A 23345-nucleotide genomic window follows, 5' to 3' on the forward strand; every position below is an offset into this window, starting at 1 on the left:
TTCCGGATAATGCCCCCGGTGACGCGGCCCGAACAGGTTTGGCGAGCAATCGAAGTCGTACCGCAGCCCTGCGAATCCGAGACTGCGCTTGTTCGTGCATTACTAGACAATTACCGTTCCGCAGACGTGAGGGAAATCCCTCCGCGCTGCCACTCGTTCCATGCGAGGGTTACATGACAACTGCGACGACGCCCGAGAGTCTTCGGACGCCTGCCAGGCAGATGCTGAACAAGGTTCCCGAGGTCACGATCTGGTTCTGGGTCATCAAGATCCTGTGCACCACGGTCGGCGAAAGCTTCGCGGACTGGATCAACATGAACCTCGGCGTTGGCCTGATCAACACGGCATTGATCTTTACCGTCGTTTTCGCCGGCGCCTTGGGCTGGCAACTCACCACCAAGCGCTACGTCCCGTTCGTGTACTGGCTCACCGTCGTCGTGGTGAGCGTGACCGGCACCCTCTACACCGACATCCTCACCGACAGCCAGGGCGTTCCCCTCGCGCTGAGCAGCAGCGTGTTCGCCGTCGTCCTGGCCGTTGTCTTCGGCATCTGGTACGCCCGCGAGCGGACCCTGTCGGTCCACACCATCACCACCCGTCCCCGTGAACTCTTCTACTGGCTCGCGGTCCTGGTCACCTTCGCCCTCGGCACCGCGACCGGCGACTGGACCCTGGAGCTGACCGGCTGGACCGCAGGCGTCTCCGTGTTCCTGCCCCTCGGGCTGATCGTCGCGATCGTTCTCGGATGGCGCCTCGGCGCCAACGCGGTGCTCTCCTTCTGGCTGGCCTACATCCTCACGCGCCCGCTCGGTGCCAACCTCGGCGACTGGCTCGGCTCGCCCAGCGGTGACGGCGGCCTGGGCCTCGGCACCGCGGTGACCAGCGTGATCTTCCTGGGCGCGATCCTCGCTACGGTCGTGTACCTCACGCTCAGCCGCAGCGATGTCATCGAGACCCACGATTCCTCGCACGCCCCGCAGGCGCTGAACCCGGCGCGTGAGCGGATCATGCTCGGTTACTACGCCGTCGTAGCGGTCGCAACCGCGGCGCTTCTCGTCTGGGCACACCACCAGCCCCACGCGGCCGCGGCCAGCGAGGAGGACAGCCCCGCGCCCGTGACCGCCCATCTCACCCCGAAGCAGGCGACGTCGCCGTTCCCTCCGGCTGAGATCGCGAAGTTCCGCACGATCGCTGCCGACACCCTGGCGAAGCTCAATGCGGGCAACCAGTCAGCCGCGACCACCCGAGTGACCGACCTCGAAACCGCTTGGGACAAGGACCAGTCCACCCTTGAGCCCAAGAGCGAGCAGTCCTGGCACTTCCTCGACGGTGAGATCGACCAGGTCCTGACGGCGCTGCGCGCCCCGAGCCCCGACAAGGCCACCGAGGTCAAGGCGCTCAACACCTTCCTCACCTCACTCGGCTAGCCGACCGCCATGACGGATCGCCCCGACGCATCCCCCGCGCCGGGGCGGTCGACGGGCTGAGGAACGGGTGGCCGAATCGTTTCCCCGCCGCCTGTGCCCTGGGCGGCCGCTCCGGCGCGCGGGGTCTGATGCCGGGCTGCGGCTCGTTCTTGTTCGGGCGGTTGCATATGTAATGCGAGCACGACTTACTCTTACGACTTGTAGGAGTTGCCGGGAGGGCGCCAGAGCGCCCTGGTCAGGCCCTCATGGGGCACCCGGCGGGCGGTCTCGCGGCGATGGCGGGGGCGTGTCCTTGGCTGAGGAGTGGCGAGAATGAGCGAACACCGGCGCCGATCGTCGGGGAGGACCGTACCGTCTGGTTCTGACGGTATGCCGGGTGGCGGCCGGGCCGCGGCGCGGAGGGCCGCCCAGGCCCGGGGCGGACGTACCCGTCGCGCGGGGGGCACGCGACGTACGGACACCGGACGTTCCGGCCGGCGCGGTCTGATCGACTACCCGCGGGCGGGCAGGCGCGGCCTCCGGCGGTGGGTGCCTTCCTGGAAGCTGGTGTCCGGCACCTTCCTGGTGTTCGTCGGCGGCCTGCTGGGCCTGTTCAGTTACGCCTACGCCACGACGACGATCCCCGGCGCGAACCCCAGTACGCAGGCGCAGAGCAACACCTACTACTGGTCGGACGGCTCGGTGATGGCCACCCAGGGGTCGACCAACCGGCAGAACGTCGATCTCGCGCAGGTCCCGAAACTGGTCCAGTGGGACTTCCTCGCCGCGGAGAACGCAACCTTCTACTCCGATCCGGGCGTCGACACCCAGGGCATGCTCCGCGCCGTCTACCACATGGCCACGGGCGGTGAGGTGCAGTCGGGGTCCACCATCACCCAGCAGTTCGTGAAGAACACCTACCTCAGCCAGGACCAGTCGGTCACCCGCAAGCTCAGGGAGATCATGATCTCCCTGAAAATCGGCGGCCAGATGTCCAAGCAGCAGATACTGCAGGGCTACCTCAACACCTGCTACTACGGCCGGGACGCCTACGGGATCGAGGCCGCGGCCCGTACCTACTACCACGTGCACGCCTTCCAGCTGAACGTCAGCCAGGGGGCCTTCATCGCCGCCACGGTCAACGAGCCGAGCCTGCTGATGCACGCCGACACCGATCCGCAGGCCAAGGCCCAGGCCAAGGCGCGCTGGAAGTACGTGCTGGACCGGATGGCCAAGATCCACCAGATAACCGACGCCCAGGAACAGCACTACCTGGCGTCAGGGTTCCCCACGCCCAAGCCGTACTCGCCGTCGGCGGGAATGTCCGGGCAGACCGGTTACCTGGTGCAGGCCGCGGAGAAGTACGTCGAAGCCCACGCCTCCCTCACGGACCAGCAGCTGGCGCGCGGCGGCTACCAGATCTACACGACCTTCGAGAAGAAGAAGGTGAACGCGCTGTCGGCGTCCGTCGCGGCGATGGAGCACCGGCACCTCGACCCGCAGCACCGCTCGGCCGACAAGGACGTCCAGGTCGGCGCGGCGTCGATCAGCCCGTCCACCGGCGCGATCGTGGCGCTGTACGGCGGAGCCGGCTGGAACAAGGGGCACTGGACGGACAACGCGGACGCGACCGGTGTGCCGGTCGGCTCCACCTTCAAACCCGTCGACCTGGCCGCCGCCCTCGACCACGGCGCCGTCCTCTCTCCCGGGCAGCCGGCCGCACCGATCACCCCGGCCTCGAAGTTCGACGGCGACGACGGCATCACCATCAAGAACCAGCAGGGCCAGGAACTGCCGGACTCGAACGACCCCACGGGGCTCCTGCACCAGCGCAACGACGTGTCCACCAAGTGGGGTTACATCACCCTGCGCAAGGCGATGGAGCAGTCGGTCAACACCCCCTACGTCCAGCTCGGCGAGTACGTCGGCTACGACAACGTGGAGAGCGAGGCCCTGAAGGCGGGACTCCTGCGCACGAGCCTGCAGTACGACACCCCGGGCTTCTACATCGGTACCTCCACACCGTCGGCGATCCGGATGGCAGACGCGTACGCCACCTTCGACGACGGCGGGATCCAGCACGAGCCGTACTCGGTGACCAAGGTCGTCGCCGACGGCCGGCAGCTGACCGGCTTCGACAAGCCCAAGGGCACCACGGCCATGCCCGCCTCGACCGCCGGCACCGTCACCGACGTCCTGCGAGACGTGGTCAAGAACGGCACCGGTACCAACGCCCAGGCGCTGGGCCGCCCGGCGGCAGGCAAGACCGGTACGACCGACGACTACAAGTCCGCCTGGTTCATCGGCTACACCCCGCAACTGACCACGGCCGTGAGCATGTTCAAGGAGGACCCGAAGAACGCCGGCCTGCAGTCCATGCAGGGTGTCGGCGGCTACGCCAAGGTCTTCGGTGCCGACATGCCCACCGAGGTGTGGACCGGCTACATGACCGCCGCCCTCCAGGGACAACCCGTCCAGCAGTTCCCGCCCGCACCCCAACTGGGCCAGAGCACGGACGAATACGGCGCACCCTCGCCCACCCCCTCCGCGACCGCGGTCCAGAGCACACCCACGGCCACCCCGACCGCACCGGCCGCCCCGACCCCCACCACGGCACCATGCCACGGGCATGGGAGGCACTGCGTCAGCCCGAGTCCGACCGACACCGCCGGAACCACGGCCGGCACCGGCGGCGGGCTGCTCGGCGGCACAACCGGCGGTAACACCTCACCCTCACCGACGACCGGCTCACCGACCCCGGCCGTCACCCGCGGAGGGCCCTGAGCCGCGTCACGGTGGCCCGTGGGCTGCCCGGCCTGCCGGCGTGCCGCAGCCGCAGCAGACCGCACGCCACGCGGCCTGAACAGGCACGCAGCACGCGTTCAGGTTCCGTTCAGGTTGACGCTGTCAAGGTCAGTGGTGGTGATCGCCCCCGTGGCGGTCGCTCTTCCGGCAGGGCGCTCGCCCCCATGCGTGGGGCGGGCGCCCTGCCGTACGACCACACAAGGAGCCCCCCACCTTGCAGCAGCCGAAAGTCCTCACCGACTCCGACGTCGCGAGCACGACGAAATCGGTGATGAAGAAACTGCCCGAAGTCACCCTGGCCTTCTGGATCATGAAGATCGCCGCGACGACGCTGGGCGAGACCGCCGGAGACCTGTTCTCCCAGACCCTGAAGCTCGGCTACTTCCTCACCACGATCGTGCTGTTCCTGATCTTCGTGGTGACGCTCGTCGTCCAGCTCCGCTCCAGCCGCTACAACCCGTTCTTCTACTGGACGGTGATTCTGTCGACCAGCATGGCCGGCACCACGATGTCCGACTTCATGAACCGCGACGCCAGCGCCAAGTTCCTCTCGAACGGCGCCACTTCACTCGGCTGGGGACCGCAGGGCCTGGGCCTCGGCTACCCGGCGGGCGCGGCGATCCTGCTCTCGATCCTGCTGGTCATCTTCGCGGTCTGGCGGCTGAGCGGGATGACCTTCCAGATCCGTGACATCGTCACCTTCCGCGGCGAGGCCCTGTTCTGGTCGGCGATCCTCGTCTCCAACACCCTCGGCACCTCCATGGGCGACTTCCTCTCCGACAGCTCCGGCCTCGGCTACGCCGGCGGCGCGCTGCTGGTGACCGGGCTGCTCGCCGTCCTGGTCGCCCTGATGAAGGTGCCCGTGGTGCCGAACGTCCTGCTGTTCTGGATCGCGTTCGTCCTCACCCGCCCGCTCGGCGCCACCGCGGGCGACTTCCTGACCAAGCCGGTCGCCAAGGGCGGTCTGGACCTCGGCACGGCAGGCTCCTCGGCCGTCCTGCTGGCCGTTCTGCTCGGCCTCATGGCCTACGCGCACGTCAAGGAAGGCAAGGCCCGCGCCGAGCGGGGGTAGCCGCCCGGTCGGGGACCACACGGTGTTCTGACGGTGCGAAGGGTCCTCGCAGGTGTGAGCCTGCGGGGACCCTGTTCACGGGTGCCGGATCGCCGTCGGTGGCCAGGCCGGGGCGGTGTACGGACAGCGGAACGTATGGCGGCCCGAACCGATCTCCAACGGGTCGCTGCCGTCGGGGAGCTGGACCTCGGCCCGGGTGTTCGGGGGGATCAGCGCCTCGACGACGAGCGTGCCCCCCTCGATGCGCCAGCCCGCCTCGGCCCTGCCGTACGGAGTTTCGTGGGCCGCCTTCGCCCACGTCAGATCGCCACCCGGGACCGGGGCGATGCGCAGCCGTCGCCAGCCGGGTCCGGCGGCGGCGAGACCCGCGACCGTGCGGTGCAGCCAGTCGGCGACGGCGCCGAGCGCGTAGTGGTTGAAGGAGGTCATCTCGCCGGGGTTGACGGTGCCGTCGGACAGCATCGAGTCCCAGCGCTCCCAGACGGTGGTGGCGCCCATGGTCACCGGGTAGAGCCAGGACGGGCAGCCCTTCTCCAGGAGCATGCGGTAGGCGAGCTGCGGTTCGCCCGCCGCGCACAGGGCGTCGCAGATCAGCGGCGTGCCGGTGAAACCGGTGGCGATACGGAAGGACGCGCGGCGCACGACGTACGCCAACTGTCAGGCGGCGCCCTGCCGTTGGCGTTCCGTCGGGAGGAGGGAGAAGGCGATGGCCAGGGCGTACGCGGTCTGGGTGTCCGAGGCGAGTCGGCCGTCCGGGGTGACGAAATGGTCGGCGAACCGCTCGCGTACCGCCTGTGCGTGGGCGCGGAAGCGGGCCGCGTTCTCCGTGTCGTCCAGGAGTTCGGCGGTCTCGGCGAGAACCTCGGCCGAGCGGACGACGTAGGCGTTGGCGACCAGGTCGCCGTCGGTCCGTGCCTCGCCCGGCCGGTCCGGCGGGGCCTGCGGGTCGAGCCAGTCCCCGAGCTGGAAGTCCTGCCGCCACAGTCCGTCGCCCTCGGCGGTGAGCCGGATCGTGGCCTCACCCCAGGCCCGCATGCTCGGGTACTGGGTGCGCAGCACCTCCAGGTCCCCGAACCGCTGGTACAGGGTCCAGGGGAGGAGCACCGCGACGTCGGCCCACACCGCCTGCGCGCCCACGCCCCGGAAGGCGGTCGGCAGTACGTCGGGGACGACCAGGGGCGGTACGCCGTCCGGCCGTGCCAGCTGTTCCGCGGACAGGTCGCGCAGCCAGCCGAGCAGCATGCCGGAGCAGTCGTGGAGGAAGGACGCGGTGGGTGCGAAGACCTGGATGTCGCCGGTCCAGCCCATGCGTTCGTCGCGCTGCGGGCAGTCCGTGGGGATGTCGAGGAAGTTGCCGCGCATGCCCTGCACGACGTTCTCGTGCAGCCGGCCGACCAGCGGGTCGGAGCACTCGAACCAGCCGGTGCGGGCCATGTCGGTGTGGAGCACGACCGCTTCGACGCGGGTGGGGTCGAGCGGTCCGGGCCAGTTCCCGATCTCGGCGTACCGGAAGCCGTGGAAGGTGAAGCGGGGTTCGTAGCTCTCGGTGCCTTCGCCGCGCAGGACGTAGGTGTCCGTGGCGCGGGCGAACCGCAGGGGGCGGGTGCTCAGTTCGCCGTGCTCCAGCACCTCCGCGTGGCGCAGGGTGATCTCGTGGCCGGCGGGGCCCGAGACACGGATGCGCAGCCGGCCGACCAGGTTCTGTCCGAAGTCCAGGACGGTCTTCCCGGACGGTGTCGTGATGACCTCGACTGCGGCGACGGTCTGGGTGCGTCGCACGGGCGGCCCCGTCGGTGCCACCAACTCGGCTCTGGGCGACGGGAGTTCACGGACAGGTGCCCAGTTGGACGCGTCGTGTCCCGGCGCGGACCAGCCCGGCCGCTCGCACCGCGCGTCGTAGGCCTCACCGTCGTAGATCTCCGAACGCTGCACGGGGCCGGCCGTCGTACGCCAGTGGTCGTCGGTCACGATGGTCTGCGTCGTGCCGTCGGCGTACCCGATCTCCAACTGGGCCAGGAGCGCGCGGTGTTCACCGTAGATGCTGCGCCTGCCGCCGTGGAAGCCCAGTCGTCCCGTGTACCAGCCCTCGCCGAGCAGCGATCCAATGGTGTTCTCACCGGTCCGCAGCAGTGGGGTGACGTCGAACGTCTGGTAGCGCAAGCGGTGTTGGTAGGAGGTCCAGCCGGGGGCCAGGATGTGGTCGCCGACGGGCTCGTCGTTGATCTCGGCCGCGTAGACGCCGTACGCGGTGATGTAGAGCCGGGCCGAGGTCACCGTACCGGTGAGGGTGAAGTCGCGGCGGAGCAGCGCTGCGGGCAGCGGTTCCCCGACCGGGGCGTCGCGGTCCGGGGTGACGGGCCGGGCCGTCCAGTCGGCCGGCTCCAGGAGTCCGGTCTCGGCGTGCGCGGCCGGCGACCAGGGCGACGGCTCGTCCTCGCCCTCGCCCCAGACACGTACGCGTACGCCGACTCGTTCCCGGGAGCCGAGCCGTCGCCCGGGCCAGGGGACGAGGAGGGACTCGGCGGACGCCACGCGTCCGGTGTCGGCGAGGACCGTGCCGTCGGCGGCGGTGATCTCCACCTGGCGGGCGGCCTGCCGCCAGCCCGCGGCGTCGGTGACCGTGCGCCAGCTCAGGCGGGGAGCGGACTCGCCGATGCCCAGGGGCTCGCGGTGGTGCTCGAAGGCGGGTGGTGTGACGTGCACAGGCGTCAACTCCGGCTCGGGTCGTGGCAGATGTACACCCGTGGGGCACCGCCCTCGTCGGGGACGGGTTCCCCGGCGGTGGCGCGCACGCCCTCGCGGACGGTCTCGCCGGTCCGGGGGTCGACCACCCGGTAGGGGAGCGGGACGTTCTCCGGATCGGTGACGACCAGGGGGCCGCCCTCCTCCGCGTAGCAGAGGTACAGCACGCCGGGGACGGACAGGCCCCGGGGCGCCAGGGCGGACCGCCAGTCCGGCCGCATGTCCGTCAGCGGCAGGCCGTCGAGGATCCGGGAGATCAGCCCGACATGGCGGGAGCCCTCGAAGTCCAGCGCCTCCCGCCAGCCCGCGTCCCTGGCGAGGAAGAAGTCCTCGTGCCCGGGTTCGGAGGCGTGCAGCCGCCACTGCCACAGGCTCGCCGCGCCGTACACCACGCCCATCGTGCCGCCGGCGCAGAGGTTGCTCCAGGCCTCGTGCCCCTGCCACCAGCCCGCCGCCCGGCCTGGACGGCCGGTGTTCTCGTACGTCGGCTCGCCGTTGGCCACCGCCTTGGCCGGGGAGTTGCGCCACATGTCCGCGACCCGCTCCTGGACGTGCCCGCCCATGTGGCCGGTCTGGCACCACTGGAAGTGCAGCCAGGCCTCGCTCTGGTGGGCGCGGTTGCCGGCGTGCGGCCGGTAGTGGATGCCGCAGGGCTGGCCGTAGCCGTCCCAGCGGCCGACCTCCGCGCCGCCCGCCGCGATCTGCGGTTCGCCGCCCTCGCCGTCGGCACCGACCAGGTAGACGGCCGGAGCGGCGCCAAAACGGGCGACCAGGTAGCGGCAGTAGCGCGCGTACTCCTGCGGCGGGACCACCGGGCCCGCCGCCCGCAGCCCCTTCCAGCCGAACCCGTGGAAGAGCGGCTGGAGCACGGGGACGATCCCGTGGTCGCGGAGGATGCCGGTCAGCCGGTCGAGGTACTGGAAGTACGCCGGGTTCAGCACATTGACGTGCCCGGTGGGCAGGTCCTCGAAGCCGACGTCGAACCCCTCGTCCGCGGCGCGGTCACGCGGCCCGCGCGCGTCCATGTCGGGCTGGACGCTCATCAGCAGGGCCGCGTTGAAGCCCTTGGCCCGCCGGTCGGCGGCGTACCGCGTGACCTGTTCCTCGGTGGCCCGCCAGGGCAGGGCCCAGGCGGTGTCGCCGACCAGCAGCGCCGGCGTCCCGTCGGCGTGCACCAGGCTGCGTCCGCCGGGCGACATCCGCCAGAAGCCGTGCCGGTGGAAGGCGTCGCCGTCGTCCGCGGCGGGGCGGACGACGAGCGCCCCGCGCTGCCCGGACAGCCCCTCGTCCGCGACGGAACAGCCGCTGCGCCAGGTCCAGCGGCCGTCCGGTTCCGGGGAGGCGAACCGGACCTTCCAGACCCGGCCGCCGTCCCAGAAGGCCGGGCGGCGCAGTACGGCCCCGGACTCGTGCGTGAACTCGGCCCATACGTCGACGTCCGTGTACGGGTTGGCGTACTCGCGCGCTCCGGTCAGGGTGATCTCGGTCTGCCGCCAGGGGGCGGCCACCGGCTCCGGCCGCGTACTGGTCACCACCGGTCACTCCCCGCCGACGGAGATCTCGGCCGTGAGCGGCAGGGTCGTCGACGACGGGCCCGCTGCCAGCCCGAAGGTCCCCGGCTCGACCGCCCAGCGGCCCGCCTCGGTGTCCCAGTGCCGCAGCGCCCGCGCGTCCAGCCGCACCGTCGCGACGACCTCCTCGCCGGCCGCCGCCTCGACCGCGGCGAACCCGGCGAGCCAGCGGACCGGGCGCTCCACACCACTGCCCGGACGGCCCGCGTACACCTGCACGACCTCCTTGCCGTGCCGCGTGCCGCTGTTACGTATCCGTACCTCCGCCGTGAAGCCGGCGTCGGGCCGCACCTCGCCGGGGACGTCGATCGAGACGTAGTCCCAGGTGGTGTACCCGAGTCCGTGGCCGAAGCCGTAGCGGGGCGGCTGCCGTCCGGGACGGCCGTCGCCCCGGTAGCCGATGAACAGCCCCTCGTCGTAGGCGAGGACGCCGTCGACCGGCTCGGTGGCGGGCAGCCCCCGCTCGGACGCGGGCCAGACCGTCGGCAGCCGTCCGCCCGGCTCCGCCACGCCCAGCAGGACATCGGCGAGCGCGTTGCCGAACTCCTGCCCGGGGAACCAGGCGAGCAGCACCGCCGGCACCTCCTCGGCCCAGGGGAGCAGCACCGGGGCCCCGGAGTTGACCACCACGACGGTACGGGGGTTGGCCTCGGCCACCCGGCGGACGAGTTCGTCCTGCCGGCCGGGCAGGGCCAGGCTGTCGCGGTCGAAGCCCTCGCTCTCGACCTCCTCGGTGGTGCCGACCACGACCACGGCGACATCGGCCGCGCGGGCGAGCGCCACGGCCCGCTCGATCTCCTCGTCGTCGCTGCCGTGCGGCGGCTGGAGGTTGAGCTGGAACACGGTGACCGCGTCACCGATGCCGTCGCCCGCGGAGACGGAGTCGATGTCGTGGGTGAGGATGATCTCGGTCTCCTCGCCCTCCGCCAGGCCGATGGCGTGGAGGTGCTGGGGCGGAGTCATCAGCCCCTCCACCAGGTCCGCGCCCGGCGGGAGTTGCAGGCGTACGTCGAAGACCTCCACCCCCGCGACGGACATCCGGAAGCGGCCGATGCCCGAGCCGCCGACGGCGTACCGGCCGGCGTCGGTCGCGCGGACGACGGTGCGGACCTCCACCCGGGCCACCTGACCGGTGGGCACTCCGGCGCCGTAGGACCCCATCCAGGTGTAGGCGGCCCCGGCGCGGCGCTCGGAGCCGAGCAGGGTGCCGTCCGCGGCGAGGAAGCGCACCTCCGTGCCCGCGCCGGAGCCGTCGGGGTGGCGAAGGTATGTCAGAGCCGCCACGGGTGTGCGGGTCTGCGGGGTGACGCCCACTCCGTGGGTGACCTCGACGCCGTCGCCCAGGGCGGCGCGCAGGCCGTCGAGGGGCGAGACGGTGTAGGGCGGGAAGACGGTGGCACTGCCGCCGCCGAGGGTCCGGGCCACGGCGGCGTTGGGGCCGAGGACGGCGATCCTGCTCAAGGCCGCGCCGTCCAGCGGCAGTACGGCGTTCTCGTTGCGGGCCAGCACGAACCCGGCGGCGGCGGTCCTGCGCAGCCGGGCCGCCACCGACGCCGCGTCGTACTCCGGCGGCCGGGCGGTGGCGGGCACGCCGCTCAGCGCGCCGACCCGGGCGGCGAGCCGCAGCAGCCGCAGCACCTTGTCGTCCACGAGCGCCTCGTCGACCTTGCCCTTGCGCACGGCTGCGACCAGCGCGTCGCCCCACGGGCCGATCGGGCCGGGCATCACCAGGTCGAGTGCGGCGCGCGCCGACGGCTCGGTGGTGCGGGTGGCGAACCAGTCCGACATCACCAGCCCGTCGAAGCCCCAGTCGTCGTGCAGGACCTCGCGCAGCAGCGGGCTCTCGGTCATCGGGTGCCCGTTGACCCCGTTGTAGGCGGCCATGACGGCCCAGACGCGGCCCTCGCCGACGATTCGCTCGAACGGCGTCAGGTACAGCTCCCGCAGGGCTCGTTCGCCGATCCGCGCGTCGACCGTCATCCGCTCGGTCTCCGAGTCGTTGCCGACGAAGTGCTTCACGGTGGCCGCGACGCCGCCGCCCTGCACACCGCGCACATAGGCGACCCCGATCCGCGCGGTGAGCAGCGGGTCCTCGCTGAAGCACTCGAAGTGCCGTCCGCCGTAGGGGGTGCGGTGCAGGTTCACGGTGGGGGCGAGGAGGACGTCCACGCCCTTGCCGCGCGCCTCGTGGGCGAGCAGCCCGCCCAGCCCCTCGATCAGCGGCTCGTCCCAGGTCGCGGCCAGCGCCGTGGGCGAGGGCACGTTGGCGGAGGGGCTGCGCTCGTCCCACAGCTCGCCGCGGACTCCGGCCGGGCCGTCCGAGACGACCAGCCGGCGCAGGCCGGCGGCGGGTTCGGGATGCAGGGACCAGAAGTCCGCGCCGGTCAGCAGCCTCACCTTCTGTTCCAGGGTGAGCGCGCCGAGGCGCCTGGCGAACTCTGCTTCGTCAGCCGCGGACGGGGCGTCGGTGGGGGTGGGCTGCCGGGTCACGGCGTCCTCCTCGAAGAAGTGGGGGCGGTGGGGGAAGGGGGTGTCGCGGGGGTGTCGCCGTCGCGCTCGACATCGCGCTCGATGAGCACCCGGACGTCCCAGGGCCCGAGCGCGAGCGAACTTCCGGCGGCCAGGTGTGCGCCGGTGAACAGGTCGCGGACGTCGCCCGGCAGGCGGTAATCGACCGGATCCCAGGCCCAGTTGTGGACGAAGCGCAGGACGGCGCCGTCGGCGGTGGCGGCCGACGTACAGGTGACGGACGCCGGCCGGTCCGCACGCCAGGCGTCGGGCGGGAGCGAGACCGCGGCGACCCAGTCCGCGAGGCTGTGCGAGAGCTCGCGGTCCGGGACGGTGCCGATGTACGTCACCCGGCCGGCGCCGTACTCGTGGGTGGTGACGGCGGCGAACTGGCCCAGGTGCGGATGCCCGTACCCGGCGAGGACGGTGGCGCCCTCCGGGACGAGCCCGTCGGCCCACGCCGTGGCGTGCCCGTGGAGGGCGGGGCCGGGCAGAGAACGGTCCCCCGGAGTGATCGTGACCGGGGTCAGCACATTGGTGAACTCCTGGTAGCACGCGCCCGCGGCGGGGCGCAGCACGCCGGGCATGACCTCGTGCCGGGCGACGGCCTCCTCGTCGGCGTAGCCGGTGCGGGGAGTGAGGACGAGATGGCCGCCGGCCTCGGCGTACCGGCGCAGCAGATCGAGCGTCGCGTCGTCCGCGATGTACAGCGCCGGGACGGCCAGCACCGGCCAGCGGTCCACCAACTCCGGAGGATCAGAGGGCAGTTGCTCCGGCGAAACGATGTCGACGGACAGCCCGGCGTCGAACAGCCCCCGGTAGAACGCGGCGACGATGCGGTCGTAGGACTGCGGATCGCCGAACCAGGCGGGGGTGTTCCCCCTGAGCGGCGCCATGAACTCCATGGCCCAGCGGCTGTCGGCGGACAGCAGCATCGCGACGTCGCTGCGGGGCCGCAGGCCGTCGATCGCCGGGCCGGCCTGCCGGAGCTCCCCGGCGATCACCGAGAGCTCCTGGTACGTGCGGCCGGGCTCCAGGCTGTGGCCGAGGATGCCGCCCCAGTAGGTCTCGGCGCCGTAGTGCAGGGAGTGCCAGTGCCAGTACTCGATCATCCTGGCGCCGCGCGCGACCATGCTCCACACGGCCTGGCGGGCCTGGCCCCGGTAGAGGGGGAAGTTGTCCGCTGAGCCGCCGATCGAGGTGGCGTTGGTCTCCATGACGAGGAAGGGTTCCTGGCGGATGCCGCGCGCCAGGTCGTTCTGGAGGTAGAGCCAGGCGGGTCCTGACCAGGCGACGAAGAACGGATGCAGCCCGTCGGCGGGCTCGTCGGGTCCCGGCAGGGCCAGCCCTTCCTGGGTGGCGTAGTAGATGTTCGCCCCGGCGACGTCGAGGGGCCGGCCGATCGCCGAGATGTCCAGGCCCTGCTGGCCGAGGGCGACACAGGTGGTGACGAAGTGGTGCTCCGGTACGAGGCCGCGGACCAGCTCCGCGTGCCAGGTGATGTACTCCTGGGTCAGCCGGGACTGGTAGCGGCGCCAGGCGAGGTCGTACGACGGGGTGGAGTTGCCGTCCGGGGTCCACAGGTCCGCCCAGTCCTGCAGCCGGTGGGACCAGTAGGTGAGCCCCCAGCGGCGGTTGAGCGTCTCGACGTCGCCGTAGCGTTCGCGGAGGTGGTCCAGGAAGCCCTGGAACACCGAGTCGTTGTGGAAGAGCCGCAGGCCGGGCTCGTTGTCGACCTGCCAGCCGATGACCGCCGGATGGTCGGCGTAGCGCCCCACGATCCTGCGGACCAGCCGCTCGGCGAGATGCCGGAAGGCGGGGTGCGAGTAGTCCGCGTCCTGCCGCATCCCGTACGGAAGGGGCTGCCCGGTGCCGGAACGGGCCGCCGTCTCCGGGTACTTGCGGCGCAGCCACGGCGGGACGGCGTAGGTCGGGGTGCCCACGATCGCCTTGATGCCGCGGTCGTGGGCGGCGTCGAGCACCGGTTGCAGCCAGTCGAGGTCGAACTGCCCCTCGCGGGGTTCCCAGGTCGACCAGACCGACTCGCCGACCCGGATGACGCCGAACCCGGCCTCGGCCATCAGGTCGAGGTCCTGCGCGAGCCGCTCGTACGGCTGGTACTCGGTGTAGTAGGCGGCTCCGAAGAGCATGCGCGGAAAGAATGTGCCCATGCGGTACTGGTGACTTTCTGTCAGGTGCCGGTCGGGTGTCTCGGTCGGGTGTCTCGGACGGGACGAAGGCGTCAGTCCTCGCCCCGGTAACCGAACCGGTCGAAGGCGACGGTTCCCTCGGCGGCGTACATGCCGACGACACGGCCCGTGAAGGACGCCGAGGTCTCGGCGGAGACGTAGCGGCCGTCCAGCACCGCGAGCTCGACCGGTCCGGTACCGGAGTCGGCGGACAGCCGGACCAGGTCCGGGCCGAGGGCGTCGAGACCCATCCCGCTGACCGGCTCGGTCCTGATCTGCAGGGTCACCGGTCCCGGGGGAACCGGCTGCTCCCAGGTCTGGCAGAGCCCGCCCACCCGGGCGCGGGCCCGGGCGACGCCGGCGCCCACCTCGATGTCGTAGTGGTGGCGTTCGTCGATCCGCAGGCTCAGCCCGCCGACTCCGCCGGTGCTGTCCACCCGGACCGAGAAGACGGCCGACCGGTGCTGCTGGCGGCGGCCGACGAACCGCGGACGCGGGTCGTCCATGGCGGAGCCGTCGGCATGCACGACGAGGTGGCCCGGCCGCTCGGTGAGCGAGGACCAGTCGGCGGCCGGTGTCCGTATCGAGAGCCATTCCGGGCCGAGTTCGGCGCCGGTGAAGTCGTCGTGGTGCTCGACCGGTGCGGTGGGCGGTGTCAGCTCGACCGGCTGTACCACCGGCCAGCCGTCGACCCACTCCAGCACGGTGCTGAACGTCTCCCGGCCCATGGGGGAGAAGGCCCTGGTCAGGCCCCCGGGCCGCATGCCCAGCAGGAACAGCGCCCAGCCTCCGTCGGGGGTGCGCACCAGATCGGCATGACCGGTGTTCTGGACCGGGCGGGCGGTGCTGCGGGCGCTGAGCACCGGATTGGCCGGGCAGCCCTCGAAGGGGCCGTCCGGACGGGCGCCCCGGGCGATGCTCACGGCATGCCCGCGCTCGGTGCCGCCCTCGGCGATCAGGAGGTACCAGGTGCCCTCGATCTCGTACAGGTGCGGCGCCTCGGGGAACATCAGTCCGGTACCCGACCACAGCGAGCGGGGTTCTTCGAGGGCCTGGCCGGTCTCCAGGTCCATACGGACCTGCTGGATGCCCAGGTGCTCGCCGGCCCGGTCTCCGTCGAGCTGGAGACCCGAGTAGGTGACGAAACAGGTGCCGTCGGAGTCCCAGGCGAGGTCCGGGTCGATACCGGACACCCCCTGCATGACGACGCCGTCCGACCAGGGCCCCTCCGCCCGGTCGGCGGTGAAGACCAGACTGCCGCGCCCCATCGCGTCGGTGACGACCAGCCAGAAGCGGCCGTCGTGGAACCGGATGGTGGGCGCCCAGGCACCGCCGAGCGTGGGGACCTTCTCCACCGCGAGCTGCCCCGGGCGGGTCACCACGTTGCCGATCTGCTCCCAGTGCACCAGGTCGCGGCTGTGGAACAGCGGCAGGCCGGGAAGGTACTCGAAGCTCGAACAGGCGAGGTAGTAGTCGTCGCCGACGCGGGTGATGCTGGGATCCGGGTGGAAGCCGGGGAGGGCGGGGTTGGGCAGGGTCATGCTCGGTCTCCCGACGTGGAGGCGATAACGGAAGTGTTCGAGGAGGTGCCGGCCGCCATGGCCGCCGCCAGACGGTGCCGCTCGGCCCGGCGCTCCGCCTGCCGACCGGGGTCCGGCACCGGCGCGGCGAGCAACAGCCGCTGCGTGTAGGGGTGTTCGGGCGCGGTGGTGACGGTCGCCGCGTCCCCGGTCTCGACGATCTCCCCGCCGCACATGACCGCCACCCGGTGGCTGATGTGCCGGACCACCGAGAGGTCGTGCGTGACGAAGAGATAGGCGACGCCGGTGCGCTCCTGGATCTCGACGAACAGGTCCAGGACGCGGGCCTGCGTCGACAGGTCCAGTGCGCTGACCGGCTCGTCGCAGACGACGACCCGCGGGTCCCGGGACAACGCCCGGGCGATGGCGATGCGTTGGCGCTGGCCGCCGGAGAACTCCCGCGGCAGCCGCTCCCCGGCGTCGGCGGGCAGCCGGACCTGGTCGAGCAGGTCCTTCACCCGCTTCTCGGCCTCCGTCCGCGAGGTTCCCGCGACTCTCAGCGGCTCGCTGAGGACGTCGGTCACCGTCATCGCCGGGTTGAGCGAGGTGTACGGGTCCTGGAACACGACCTGGATGTCGTCGCTGAGCGCCCGGCGCTCCTTTCGGCCCAGGCCCGAGATGACCTTGCCGCGGTAGCGGACGGTGCCGGAGGTGACCGGAGCCAGTCCGAGGACGGCCCGGCCCAGGGTGGTCTTGCCCGAGCCCGACTCGCCGACCAGCCCGAGGGTCTCGCCCGCGCCGATGGCGATCGACACCCCCTTCAGCACCCGGAACGGCGGCTTCCGCCAGCCTTTCGACGGGTACTCCACGACCACGTCGTCGGCGACCAGCAGGGGTTCCGCCGGGAGTTCCTTGTCCAGTGTCCCGGTCATGCCGGACCCTCCTGACGTGCGGTGTTCATGCTCGTGGCCACGCTCGCCGGCACGGCGGGGCCGAGCGCGGACCGCGGCTCGGCGTCCTCCAACGTGGACGACAGGAGCATGCGGGTGTACGGGTGCCGCGGCTCGGCGAACAACTGCCGTACGGGGGCGGACTCCACCACGGCACCGGTCTGCATCACCGTCACGCGGTCGCAGATGTCGGCCACCACACCGAAGTCGTGGGTCACCAGGATCACGCCCATGTTCCGCTCGCGCTGCAGGGACCGGATCAGGTCGAGCACCTCGGCCTGCACGGTCACGTCGAGCGCCGTGGTCGGCTCGTCGGCGATCAGCAGGTCCGGTTCGCAGGACACCGCGCCGGCGATGAGGACGCGCTGCGCCATACCGCCGGAGATCTGGTGCGGATAGGAGTCGAAGACCCGTTCCGGGTCGGCGATGCCGACCCGCTCCAGCAGGCCGAGGGTCTTCGCCCTCGCCTCGGCCGCCGACAGCCCGAGGTGCCGGCGCACCGGCTCGACCAGCTGGGAGCCGATACGGAAGGAGGGGTCGAGGTTGGACATCGGCTCCTGCGGCACGTAGGCGATCCGACGGCCGCGGTACCGGTTCATCTCCGCGCGGCCGAGCCCTGCCAACTCCTTGCCGTCGAAGACCAGTCGGCCGCTGGAGACCCGGGCCTCCCGGGGCAGCAGGCCGAGGACGGCGAAGGCGGTCTGGCTCTTGCCCGAGCCCGATTCCCCCACGAGTCCGAGGACTTCGCCCCGGCGCACCGTCAGGGAGACACCGCCGACGACGGTCTTCTCTCCCTCGGCCGTCGGATAGGAGACCTTCAGGCCTTCGAGGACGAGCAGCGCGTCGTCCGCCCCGGACGTCTCGTGGGTGGCGGACGGCGCCTTCTTCTCCGCGGCCCGCTTGCGGGCGGCGCCGCGTGGCCTCCGCGCCTTGACCGCACTCCCGTCCAGCGCGTCCCGCAGGGCGTTGCCCAGCAGACCGAACGCGGCGACGGTCACCGCGAGCGCCACTCCGGGCCAGACCATCAGGACCGGCCTGGTGTAGATGTTGGCGAAGGCGTCGTTGAGCATGGAGCCCCAGCTCGCCTGGTCCGCCGAGCCCAGGCCGAGGAATTCGAGCCCGGACTGGATGACGATGCCGAGGCCGAGCATCTGGGCGGCCTGGATGACGGTCGGCGCCTGTACGACGGGCAGGATGTGCCGGCGGATGATCCGCGGGTCGGCCAGACCGGAGACCCGCGCCGCGTCCACGTACAGCTCTTCGCGAACGGAGATCACCGAGGCGCGGATCAGCCGGAACACACCCGGTGACATCAGCACGCCGAAGACCGCCATGGCGATGTACGTGTTCTGCCCCACCGCCGACATCACGACCAGCAGCACGATGATCGCCGGTACGGCCATCAGCAGGTTCGCCAGCCAACTGCTCACCGCGTCGAACCACTTGCGGTAGTACCCGGCCACCAGGCCGGCGGGAACCCCGATCACCAGGGCCACGGCCACCGCGAGCAGGGCTCCCAGCAGGCTCGTACGAGTGCCGTAGAGCAGCCGGGCCAGGACGTCACGGCCGACGCCGTCACCGCCCAGGGGGTGCTTGCCGCTCATCGGGGCCAGGCTGTCGGTCAGCGAGGTGTGGGCCGGGTCCTGGCCGGTCAGCAGCGGCGCGAACAGACCGGCCAGCGAGATGAGGACGAGGAGGACCAGACAGGTCACGGCCACCGGGCTGCGCAGGAGCCGGCGCAGGAGTCCCGCCCGGCCGGGTACGGCGGCCGTGTGTGCCGTTGCTTCGGGCTGAGGGAGCGTCATCCGACACGCACCTTCGGGTTGAGCCATCCGTACGCGAGGTCCATCAGGATGTTCACCACCACGACGAGGGCGACCATCACCACGACGACGCCCATGACCACCGGGGTGTCGCCCTGGGATCCGGCGGTTGTCGCCTGGCTGCCGATCCCGTTGAGGCCGAAGACCTTCTCGACGACCACCGCGCCGCCGACCAGCCCGATGAACTGCAGGGCCAGCACGGTCAGAGCCGCCGGTGCCGCATTGCGCAGCGCATGCCGGAACAGCAGGCTCCGCTCGCTGATGCCACGGCTGCGGAGGGTCCGTACGTAGTCCGCGCGCAGTACGTCGACCATGGAGCCACGCACCTGCTGGGCGGTGGCGGCGATCGCTCCGACGGAGAGCGACAACGCCGGGAGGGTGATCGACTTCAGCCAGCCGCCCGCCGAGTCCGCCAGCGGAACATAACCGGTGGCCGGCAGCCAGCCCAGGTCGACGCCGATCACCACGGCGAACACCAGGGCGACCAGGAAGCTGGGCACGGCGAACCCGAGGACCGCGAGCAACTGCACCAACTGGTCCAGAGCGCCCCGGCGGACGGCGGCGGCCACTCCCAGTACCGTGCTCAGCACCGCCGCCAGCAGCAGCGCCGCCAGCACGATCGACAGCGTGACCGGCAGCTTGTTGGCGAGTGAACCCGTCACGGACTCACCGCTGAACCACGAGCTGCCGAGGTTGCCGTGCACCGCGTCCGAGAGCCAGTGCCCGTAGCGGGCCACGAAGGACTGGTCGAGTCCGAGCTCGGCGGACTTGGCGGCCACCTGCTGCCGGGTCGCGGTCTGCCCCACGATCTGGCGCACCGGATCGGAACCGGTGAGACCCATCAGCGCGAAGGTCGTGGTCGCGATCACCAGGACCAGGACCAGCCCGGCGGCGATGCGCCGGACCAAGAAAACAATCATCAGTCTCTCCACCTTGCCTTTCCCTGACCGGTGTTGATCGGCGGCCGGGTGGGGGCGGGGCCACCACCCCCGCCCGGCCTGTCGCCCGGGTCAGCCGACGGGCTTGAAGTTGTAGATCGGAGGAACGGCGGCGAACGTCTGCGGGGTGAAGGTGACGCCCTTGGTCGTCGCGTAGACGGCCTGCACGGAGTCCCAGGGCGCGTTCCACGCCTGGTCGACGAGGTAGGTGTTGAGCTCCTTGAACAGGGCGTCCTGGGTGGCACCGGTGGCCGACCGGGCCTTGGTGATCAGGCCGGTGACCTTGGCGTCCTCGGTGTGCAGCGGATTCCACAGCGCGCTCTTGCCCACCTCGATCTGGATGGTGTCCCAGGGGCGGAAGGAGGCCAGGGTCATGTACGACAGGGGGTACTTGCCCGCGAGGAGGGCGCTGATGAACTGGGCGACCGGGATCTTGTCGACCTTGACCTTGATCCCGATGTCCTCCAACTGCTGGACCATGGCGGCCTGCTGGTCAGGGAAGACCGCCGAGACATCGGGGACGGTGACCGAGAAGCCGTTCGGGTAACCCGCCTCGGCCAGCAGCTGCTTGGCCTTCGCCGGGTCGTAGGAGTACTTGGAGTTCAGCGAGTCGTCGAAGGCGGAGCCCGCCGGGTTGAAGATCTGGGTCGTCGCCTTGCCCAGCCCCTGCTTCGCCGTCCTGACGATCGTGGAACGGTCGAAGGCGTAGTTCAGGGCCTGGCGCACCCGGACGTCGCCGAGCGCCTTGACGATCTTTCCTTCGCGGTCCCAGATGTAGACACCCTCGACGTCACCGGAGGTGTACTTGGTGACGTCGAGCCCGCTGCTCTTGGCCGGCGCGATGTTCTTCGCACTGGCCAGCAGCGCGCCGTTGACCTGTCCCGAGCGCAGCGCGTTGAGCACGGCGGTCGGGTCGGTCAGCGGCTTGAGGACGATCTTGTCGAAGGGGAAGGCGGACTTGTTCCAGTAGCCCGCGTTGCGCACGAAGGTGTACGTGCTGCCCGCCGTGGTGGCGGACTTGTCCAGGGTGTACGGGCCGGAGCCCACCGGGGTGGTCTTGATGGTCCCCGCGGTGATGGCCTTGGGGCTGGCCATCATGCCGGCCACGTTGCCGAGGTTCGGCACCAGCGAGGGGTCGGGAGCGGAGAGCTTGATCGCGACCGTGGTGGCGTTGACGACGTCGACGCCGCTGATGCTGGCGAGCTGGCCCGCCGCCTCGCTGCTGCCTCCCTTGGTGTGCAGCAGGTTGGCCTTGACGGCCGCCGCGTCCAGGGCAGTGCCGTCGGTGAACTTGACGCCGCTGCGCAGGGTCAGCGTGAGTACCGTGCGGGCCGCGTCGTACGACCACTTGGTGGCCAGATTGGGCTTGACCTCGGCCGTCGGGGACAGCCGGAACAGCGAGTCGTATACGGGCTGGTAGTACTGCGCGTTGTTGCCGAGCCCGGCGTCGGCCAGGTCCCACGGCTGCGCCGCGACCAGGGGGGCCAGGGTGAGGGTGCCGCCGGTGGCCGCCTTGCCCGAACCGGAACCTGAACCCGAGCCGCACGCGGCCGCGGACAACATCAGGGCCGCGGACACGGCCGTCAGCGCGATTCTTCGCATGGGTACTCCGCTGGTGAGTTGATGACCGGGCGGCGTCGGGCATCGAGCCGCCCGCAAGGGCCTCGGAGGTAGTGGGAAACCAGGTCCTGACGCGGCTTCGACCGCTCTTGGCAGTCAGCCGTCCCTGGCCGAAGGAGGTTTGTTGTCCACCGTTTTCGGTGGGTGAGAACCAGCCACTGATACGTACAAGTGAAACGTATGCGTAACGTAAGCCCAGCCCTTGGCGGGCCACAAGACCCGTGCGTCACTCTTTTCCGGAAAGCCGGAATTCGGGGGAGAGCGGCGTCATGGCGCGCCCGAAGAAGGCCCCGCGACCGGGGCCGGCGGGCGTCAGGCCGACTCGCGTACGACCAGGCTCAGCGGAGTCACCTGGGGCGGCGCCGGCAGCGATCGGCCGGTCACGCCGCTGACGATCATCCGGGCCGCGCGGCCCACGACGACGTCGAGGTTGTTGTCGATCGTCGTCAGCGGCGGCATCGCGAAGGGCGCCAGCTTGTCGTTGTCGACACCGATCACGGCCAGGTCGCCGGGGGCGGAGAGGCCCACCCTGCGCATGCCCGCGAGGAGGGCGAAAGCCGTCTCGTCGTTGTAGGCGCACACTCCCGTGACGGCGGGGACGGCCGAGTGCCAGTGCTCGGCCGCCGCGGCGGCGGCCGAGATGTCGAGGGGCACCTCAAGTACCACGGGCGGTTCGAGGCCGCGTTCGGCACAGGCGGCACGGGCGCCGTCGAGCCGCAGGGTCAGGAACCCCTGGAGCCGGGGATCCCCGGGGGCGGCATAGCCGATGAGCGTGTGCCCCGTCGCCGCCAGCCGCTCGACCTGCATGGTGCCGATGAGGTGCTGGGGAATGGTCAGGACGCCCGGGTCGACCGTCGGGCCCATCCCGGCGCTGACCACGTGGATTCCGGCCGCCCGCATGCTGGCCACGTCCTCGGCGGAGACGTCGAAGGTCGTCATCACGGCCGCCGGCATGAGTTCCCGCCACAGCGACTCAAGCGGGGCGTGCCGTTCGCGCCGTGTGACGAGGTTCAGGCCGTGGCGCTCCAGCTCGTCGCCGAGCAGTTCGACCAGGGCTGTCAGAGTGCCGCCGACCGGAACGTCCGGAAGGAACATCAGCACCAGATCGCTGCGGCCCAGGCGGAGCGCGCGTGCGGCGGCCGACGGCTTGTAGCCCAGCTTCGCCACCGCATCCAGCACCTTGCGCCGGGTCTGCTCGGAGATCTTCTGGTGCGGCACGTCGTTCAGCACATAGCTGACCGTGGTCTGTGAGACTCCTGCCTCCTTGGCGACGTCGGTCGCCGTCACGCGGCCGGTCCTGCGCGCCATGGGAGCCTCCTGGGAACATCTTGGACAAGCCGATACAGCGCGCTCGACTCAACGGTGAGCGTCACTGAATCGTAACAGTGAGGAGGTGTCGGTGTCCGAGAACCCGGACACGCCCCGCCGCCTCGCGGATCTCCCGCTCCGAAGGTTCTGCGACCGGGCGACTGCCTTCGGGCTACGCCTGGATGAGCACGGTGAGCCATTCGGCTTCCCGGGGCCGGTACCCGTAGCGATCCCACAGTCCCGACACGATCGCCGGGACGTGGCCGGCCCCGTAGACGACGGCCACCCGGATCGGCTCCTCGCCGCGCTCCGCGTGGATCTCGCCGAGCGCGTCGAGCAGCCGCTGGTCGCGACGGCCGGTCATCGCCTGCTCCACGGGATTGTCGGCCATCATCTCCGCCCGCAGTGTCGACGGCAGATCCTCGACCGCCAGGTCCTCGTCGAAGAAGACGCTCGGACCGCGCAGCGCGAACACCAGGCCCATCACCGGGGCCGCGACCATGAGCAGCAGGTACATCCACCGCGGCAGTGTCCTGAGGTCCTCGATCGCCTCCGCCGCGGTCACGTCCGGATTGACGACCGGCACGTCCTTGGGAAGCAGGAGCTCGTCGCGCTGTTCCTGCAGGCCGTTGCGCCGTCGGCGGGGGGCGAACCGGTAGGCAAGCGTGAGGGCGCTCACTCCGGCCGACTTCCCCCGGATTCCCTCCAGGACGATGAGGTCGCACTCCCTGAGCCTGAGGCGGACCTGGGAGTAGAACGTCGGCGAGGCCACATGCAGCATCGGGAAGATCACGAACTCGAGCGGCGCCCCCGTCCGCCTCATAGTGATCACAGCAGATCGGACGGAATACCCGGTCACCTCGATGATCTGCATGATTCCCCCGCGAACCTCG

The 23345-nt window shown here is 71.0% G+C and carries 14 protein-coding genes and 1 pseudogene; 3 read left to right on the top strand and 12 right to left on the bottom strand.

Annotated elements, in window-relative coordinates; translation table 11 throughout:
• The first annotated feature begins 221 nt into the window (after positions 1-221).
• The 3 genes from SSP29_RS49390 (at position 222) to SSP29_RS49400 (ending at position 5283) form a co-directional block, all read left to right on the top strand.
• Positions 222-1427, top strand: coding sequence for a COG4705 family protein (locus tag SSP29_RS49390; RefSeq protein WP_245883583.1), 1206 nt, complete (start codon positions 222-224; stop codon positions 1425-1427).
• A 546-nt stretch (positions 1428-1973) separates the two neighbouring features.
• Positions 1974-4190 carry a transglycosylase domain-containing protein gene (locus SSP29_RS49395; RefSeq protein WP_245883584.1) on the top strand — a complete coding sequence of 739 codons (2217 nt, stop codon included), beginning with the start codon at positions 1974-1976 and terminating at the stop codon, positions 4188-4190.
• 235 nt (positions 4191-4425) lie between these two features.
• Positions 4426-5283, top strand: a complete 858-nt coding sequence (locus tag SSP29_RS49400; RefSeq protein WP_150136463.1) for a COG4705 family protein — start codon at positions 4426-4428, stop codon at positions 5281-5283.
• A 75-nt stretch (positions 5284-5358) separates the two neighbouring features.
• Here the strand turns inward: SSP29_RS49400 and SSP29_RS60775 are convergent, their stop codons facing one another.
• From SSP29_RS60775 to SSP29_RS49455, 12 genes and pseudogenes are all read right to left on the bottom strand, one after another.
• Positions 5359-5667: an alpha-L-rhamnosidase C-terminal domain-containing protein gene (locus SSP29_RS60775; RefSeq protein ID WP_275539797.1), complete on the bottom strand. Its 309-nt coding sequence runs from the start codon at positions 5665-5667 to the stop codon at positions 5359-5361.
• Positions 5665-7986 (bottom strand): annotated as a pseudogene (locus tag SSP29_RS49405) (family 78 glycoside hydrolase catalytic domain); the annotation flags it as partial. The pseudogene SSP29_RS49405 and the gene SSP29_RS60775, both read right to left, overlap by 3 nt.
• Before the next feature lie 5 nt (positions 7987-7991).
• Complete coding sequence (locus tag SSP29_RS49410) at positions 7992-9560, bottom strand: glycoside hydrolase family 140 protein (protein ID WP_150136466.1); 1569 nt, start codon at positions 9558-9560, stop codon at positions 7992-7994.
• Positions 9561-9563: 3 nt separating this feature from the next.
• Positions 9564-12086 carry a beta-glucosidase family protein gene (locus tag SSP29_RS49415; RefSeq protein ID WP_089107581.1) on the bottom strand — a complete coding sequence of 841 codons (2523 nt, stop codon included), beginning with the start codon at positions 12084-12086 and terminating at the stop codon, positions 9564-9566.
• Positions 12083-14275, bottom strand: a complete 2193-nt coding sequence (locus SSP29_RS49420) for a beta-galactosidase (RefSeq protein WP_089107582.1) — start codon at positions 14273-14275, stop codon at positions 12083-12085. Before SSP29_RS49420 ends, SSP29_RS49415 begins: the two co-directional genes overlap by 4 nt.
• 71 nt (positions 14276-14346) lie before the next feature.
• The gene (locus SSP29_RS49425) at positions 14347-15834 is read right to left on the bottom strand and encodes a glycoside hydrolase family 43 protein (protein ID WP_089107583.1); all 1488 of its coding nucleotides are present in this window, start codon (positions 15832-15834) and stop codon (positions 14347-14349) included.
• Entirely contained in the window at positions 15831-16745 is a 915-nt protein-coding gene (locus tag SSP29_RS49430) for an ATP-binding cassette domain-containing protein (RefSeq protein WP_089107584.1), read from the bottom strand. Before SSP29_RS49430 ends, SSP29_RS49425 begins: the two co-directional genes overlap by 4 nt.
• Entirely contained in the window at positions 16742-18568 is a 1827-nt protein-coding gene (locus tag SSP29_RS49435; protein ID WP_089107585.1) for a dipeptide/oligopeptide/nickel ABC transporter permease/ATP-binding protein, read from the bottom strand. The genes SSP29_RS49430 and SSP29_RS49435 overlap by 4 nt, the downstream gene beginning before the upstream one ends.
• Positions 18565-19506 (bottom strand): ABC transporter permease, encoded by a 942-nt coding sequence (locus SSP29_RS49440; RefSeq protein ID WP_089107586.1) that lies wholly within the window; start codon positions 19504-19506, stop codon positions 18565-18567. Before SSP29_RS49440 ends, SSP29_RS49435 begins: the two co-directional genes overlap by 4 nt.
• Before the next feature lie 90 nt (positions 19507-19596).
• Positions 19597-21126 carry an ABC transporter substrate-binding protein gene (locus SSP29_RS49445; protein WP_089107587.1) on the bottom strand — a complete coding sequence of 510 codons (1530 nt, stop codon included), beginning with the start codon at positions 21124-21126 and terminating at the stop codon, positions 19597-19599.
• A 330-nt stretch (positions 21127-21456) separates the two neighbouring features.
• On the bottom strand, positions 21457-22452 hold the full coding sequence (locus tag SSP29_RS49450; RefSeq protein ID WP_089107588.1) for a LacI family DNA-binding transcriptional regulator: 996 nt from the start codon (positions 22450-22452) through the stop codon (positions 21457-21459).
• Positions 22453-22624: 172 nt separating this feature from the next.
• Positions 22625-23245, bottom strand: coding sequence for a hypothetical protein (locus tag SSP29_RS49455; RefSeq protein WP_150136470.1), 621 nt, complete (start codon positions 23243-23245; stop codon positions 22625-22627).
• Positions 23246-23345: the final 100 nt, after the last annotated feature.

It is taken from the genome of Streptomyces hyaluromycini, from assembly GCF_002217755.1.
Classification (GTDB): Bacteria; Actinomycetota; Actinomycetes; order Streptomycetales; family Streptomycetaceae; genus Streptomyces; species Streptomyces hyaluromycini.